Below are 4,733 nucleotides of genomic sequence, written 5' to 3'. Positions count from 1 at the left end.
CAATGGCCGGCTGGAACATTTGCACGGCACCGCCCTGGGCTTTCGCAACCTCACCAACTACATCACCAGATCACTACCCGACACCGGCGGCTTCAGACCCCAACTACACCCTCTTCTGCGATGAGCCGGAAGACCGCGCAGCTGAGGCGTCTGCACGCGCATGCCGGACAAAGTCGCCAATCGGACCGAGCTGCGTATAGCAACTATCCGGCGCGAGCACCAAACTGCATCGCTCCGCTAGCATCTGACTGTGCCTCGACACCGCGCCCAGCACGAGAGTCGGGGCCTGGTTGTCGGGAGCTTGGTCTTCTTCGTCAGTTTCGGCTTGGGACTGCATTACCTGTTCGGCCATCGCTCCTGGCCGGTCTCGATCGTCAGCTCGGTCGGGACGACGGTCCTCTGGTCTGTGCTGATGGCATTCTGGCTCGGGCTGTTTCCAGCGAACACTCCTGCGGTGGATCCCGCTCACAGGCCTCGATCACAAGACCGGCAACAGTCACGCCCGGCGACTACTGGTCGAGGCCGCCTGGCACCACCATCAGGCCCTACCGCACCCCCGGGGTGACGGTTGCGAACCCGGTGGGACGCCGCCCCGGCCGCCGCGCGTGCCCGCCGACACGCCGGCAATCAACGGCTGCACCAACGGTGGCAGACGTTCACCACGCGCAAGAAGAAGCCCGTCATCGCCAACGTCGCGATCGCCCGCGAGCTGGCTGGCTGGTGCTGGTCCTTGGCCACTCCCAACGAACCCGCCACGACAGGCACACGGGCAGCGTGGCGGCCCATCGTCCGCCTCCACTCAGGGTTCCACGCTCGCACGCGGAACCCGCACCGGCCATGCCGGATCCCGACGAGTAGCTGAGAGCGCGACGTACCGCTGGCGAGTGAGCACGGCTCAGCGTCGCACGGCAGCTGCCTCTTGCAGATACCGGTTGCGCAGCCGCTCGCGTCCAATCGTCGACGTTCCCCCGTGCCCCGGGCGAAGGATGGTTTCGTCTGGCAAAGGTAGGCACACCTTGGCGAGAGACTCGAGCAACTGGTGGTATGAGAAGCCCTGTGTCAAGCCGCCAAGTGTTGATCTTGGATGAGGCGTTGGAGTGCGCCGTGGCGTTCGGGGTCGTAGGCGACGCCGTTTTGCCAGCAGCGCCAGATGATGTGGAGCCAGGCTCGGGCGAGGATGCGCACGGCGTGTGGGTGGTCGTGGCCGCGGTCGATGGCGCGCTGGTAGAGGTCGTTGGCCCAGGGGTTTGCTCGCCGGGAGTCGCCGGCGAAGTCGCAGACGGCGTCGCGCAGTTGTTTGTCGCAGGCCCAGCGGAAGCCGACGGCGCGGATCTTGCCGGATTGGCGGGTCGAGGGAGCGACGCCGGCCAGGCAGCTCAGCGATTCGGGAGTGGGGAAGCGGGCACGACAGTCGCCGATCTCGGCGAGCAGTCGGGCGGCGCGCACGCGGCCGGCGCGGGGCAGGTGGGTGAAGATGTGCGCGTCGGCGTGCGCGGTGAGCTGGGTGTCGATCTCGTCGGCGAGGGTCTTGAGCTGGGTGAGCAGGCTGGTCAGGGTGGCGACGTAGGCGCGGGTGATCGCGGCGGTGCTGGCCGCATCGGCGCCGGTCGTGCCGCGGGGCGCGGCGATCAGTCGGGCGTGCAGCACCGCCGGGTCGCTGCGCCCGGAGTAGCCCTGCTTGCCCAGCCACGCGGCCAGACGGGCGGCGCTGAGCCAGTCGGCCTGGGACTGGGTGCTGAAGCGGGTCAGGAACGCCAGGCTGATTGCAGAGTCGATCTCGGCGAACAGCCCGACCGCGCCGGGGAACACGGCCCGCAGGTGGGCACGCAGCTGGTTGGCGACGCCGACGCAGTGGGCGACGAGGTCGCGGCGGGCACGGCAGGTGCGCCGCAGCGCGACGGTGGCCGCAGTGTCCGGGATGAGCGGTCGCAGCCGGACTCGGTCGGTGCGCAGCGTGTCGGCCAGAACGTAGGCGTCGAAGCGGTCGTCCTTGTTGCCGGCCGAGCCGTAGCGGCTGCGCAGGTTCTTGACCTGGTTCGGGCTGATCACGACCACTGTCAGCCCGGCGGCGAGCAGGGCGTCGACGACCGGGCCGTCGGGGCGTTCGATCGCAACTTCGCCGCAACCAGCGCCGCGCAGCACATCGATCAACTCGCGCAGTCCGGCAGCGGAGTGTTCGACGCTGTGTCGTATGAGTTCGCGGCCGCGGGCGTCGAGGACCGCGACCGCGTGGTCGTCACGGGCCCAGTCCAGTCCGCCGGTCACCTCGTTCGGCGGCGTCTCGGGCAGTCGAGTGATCGATTGATTGGGCAGTGCGGTATTCGGGGTGTTGCTGGCAGACTTCACGTCAGCCTCCTCGCTGCTAGACCCAGTGGGGAGGCGCCCGCTTGCGGTGTCGGTGGAGCCGAGACGCGACTGCCGCTTCGCTCACTGATCGGCGCTCAGCCCTGTCGACGGTCCGCACGTCCCGGGCAACCGCCAGATCTCGCAGATCTCATACCGGACATCAACCGCGTCAAGCGAGCAGGGCGATGACCTGGCGGCACCTCGGGCGCATCAGCAATCCATCGAAGATCACTGACACAAGGATGGTGCACCAGTGAGCCGCCGGGCAGATCGGTGCGACCGACCGACCCGGCGAACAGCAGGTCACCGCTGAACAGCTGCTTCGCGTCATCACCGTCGCCGGCCGCGGCGAACGTGACGGAGCCGGGCGTGTGGCCCGGCGCATAGGCCACCTGCAGGCGAACCGGACCCAGTTCTATAGCGGTGCCGTCTACCAACTCGCGCACGTCGTCCGGCTCGCTGAAATCAAGCCGGCCGAGCAGTGGCGTTCCGGGCGGCCGCCCAGCGACTCCCCCGGGCTGGGTCAGCTGTGCGCGGTCGCGGGGATGGATGTAGGCCGGGATCCCGCGTGCCCCGCACACCGGCACAACCGACCAGGTGTGGTCGTAGTGCCCGTGGGTGAGAATCACCGCGACCGGATGAAGCCGATGCTCGGCGAGCAGGTCCTCCAGGGGCGATACTGCGTCGATTCCCGGGTCGATGACCACACACTGCTCGCCACGTGCCGGAGCCACCACCCAGCAGTTCGTGCCGAGGACTGCAGGGAATCCCGCGACGAGCACGTCAGCCGATCCCCGCAACGTCGGCGCGCCTACCAGTCATGACAGTGGGGGCTTCGACCTCATCGGTGATCGGGGCGGCATGCGCTTCGGCAAAGCCGCTGGCCGCCACCGAGTCCAGCGCGCGCTGCAAGACGACGGTGTCCTCCAGCGTCTTGATATCGGTGATTCGACCCCAGGACATCCGCATGAACTGCGTGAAGATGTTGCTGTACGCGGTACCGCCCGGCAGGGTGGCGCTCACGCTGACCAAGGTGGCCACCTTCGTCGCCCACGGCGGACCGGACACGATGACATCCCGAACCTCGAAGTGCGGGTTGGGCATCAGCCGGAAGCTCCGCTCCCACCACCGGCGAAGCGCGGCGGCAGTGTGCCGCTCACCGGAGAGCGCGTGCTCGCCGTAGAAGCGGTAAGTGAACTCGGGGGCCATGGTGGTGACCATGGCCTCCCAGTTTCCCGCGCTGATCTGAGCGAACGCTCCGCGAACCTTGCCGGCGACAAAACGGTGATACATGAACTCTCCTTGACTACCAGGTGGTGTTGGGTTTCTTGCGGTCAGACCGGGGCCCGCGCGGTGTGGCGTGCGCGGAGTTCGACGGTGGTGTTGTTCAGCGGACGCAATGAGATGAGCGGCGCCCCGAACTGGGGCGTCACGTCGTTGTCCGACAGTAGGTGGAACCGCTGGGTGACCATGGCCAGGATCAGCCGCAGTTCTAGTCCTGCGAGGAAGTTGCCGACACACATTCGAGCGCCTGCCCCGTACGGGAAGTAGGACATTCGTGGCCGCGCCTTTACCGCCTCCGGTGTGAAGCGCCCCGGGTCGAAGCAATCCGGCTCATCCCACACCCGTGGATCGCGTTGTGCCACCAGCGGCGAAAGCAACACCGAGGACCCGCCCGCAATGGGATAGCCGCCGAGCTCGTCATCAGAGATCGCGTCCCTGGGGAAGATCCAGATCGGCGGATACATCCGCAGACTCTCGTCGACGACCCGGCGGGTGACGTCCAGTTGGTCGAGGTCAGCCAGTTCGGGCGAGCGCCCGGACAGCACCTCACTCAGCTCAGCGTCCAGTTCTTCCAGCACGTGCGGATTCTGCATGACCGACAGCAGCGTCCAGTAGAGGGACACGGCCGTCGTCTCGTGGCCGGCGAGATAGATCGTCAGAATCTCATCCCGGATCTCGTCCTCGGTCCAATGCCGGCCGGTGTCTTCGTCGATGGCTGACTCCATCAAGTCCAGCAACGGCGCCGGACCCACCGGATCCTTGCGGGCGCGCACCCCCGCCACCATTGCGTAGAGCTCCGATTTGGTGGCCCGGATGAGTGATCGGCGCTTGGTCGGTAACCAGGATGGCACCATCTCGGCAAGGGTTCCGCGTTTGAACATGATCTCGATGACACCGTCCACCACTGAGCGCAGCGCGTTCACCGACGGAGTGATGTCGTAACCGAACAGCGACCGGCTGAGGGTGTCCAGGGTGAGGTGGGGCCTTCGCCCCGAAAAGTGGACACGCGATTTGATTGTTATGCGGCCGGTCGTAGCGTAGCCGCGGTGGTGGTGTTCTCGTAGGTGATCGGGCTGCGGTAGCCGCAGGCGGAGTGCCGGCGG

4 protein-coding genes and 1 pseudogene are annotated in these 4,733 nt (G+C 67.1%); 1 reads left to right on the top strand and 4 read right to left on the bottom strand.

Translation table 11 applies throughout. The annotated features are described in order from the left end of the window. Positions 1 to 432 precede the first annotated feature (432 nt). A pseudogene (locus tag RM423_RS26310) lies at positions 433 to 736 on the top strand (transposase); the annotation flags it as partial. Between the two features lie 323 nt (positions 737 to 1,059). Here RM423_RS26310 and RM423_RS23995 read toward each other — a convergent pair. From RM423_RS23995 to RM423_RS23980, 4 genes are all read right to left on the bottom strand, one after another. After that, on the bottom strand, positions 1,060 to 2,289 hold the full coding sequence (locus RM423_RS23995) for an IS110 family transposase (RefSeq protein WP_449555815.1): 1,230 nt from the start codon (positions 2,287 to 2,289) through the stop codon (positions 1,060 to 1,062). A 152-nt stretch (positions 2,290 to 2,441) separates the two neighbouring features. Further along, positions 2,442 to 3,128 carry an MBL fold metallo-hydrolase gene (locus RM423_RS23990; protein WP_311425561.1) on the bottom strand — a complete coding sequence of 229 codons (687 nt, stop codon included), beginning with the start codon at positions 3,126 to 3,128 and terminating at the stop codon, positions 2,442 to 2,444. A gap of 1 nt (position 3,129) precedes the next feature. After that, complete coding sequence (locus RM423_RS23985) at positions 3,130 to 3,639, bottom strand: nuclear transport factor 2 family protein (protein WP_311425560.1); 510 nt, start codon at positions 3,637 to 3,639, stop codon at positions 3,130 to 3,132. Between the two features lie 41 nt (positions 3,640 to 3,680). Next, on the bottom strand, positions 3,681 to 4,733 hold a 1,053-nt coding region (locus RM423_RS23980), incomplete at its 5' end, for a cytochrome P450 (protein WP_311425559.1).

Origin of the sequence: Jatrophihabitans lederbergiae, from assembly GCF_031845305.1 — a bacterium.
Lineage (GTDB): Bacteria > Actinomycetota > Actinomycetes > Mycobacteriales > Jatrophihabitantaceae > Jatrophihabitans_A > Jatrophihabitans_A lederbergiae.
The sequence above is the reverse complement of the archived record's forward strand: the minus strand, read 5'-3'. Positions and strand labels throughout refer to the sequence as shown.

Excerpts from the sequence above, each read along its gene's own strand:
- RM423_RS23985 (WP_311425560.1), bottom strand. The coding sequence starts at position 3,639 with ATGTATCACCGTTTTGTCGCCGGCAAGGTTCGCGGAGCGTTCGCTCAG.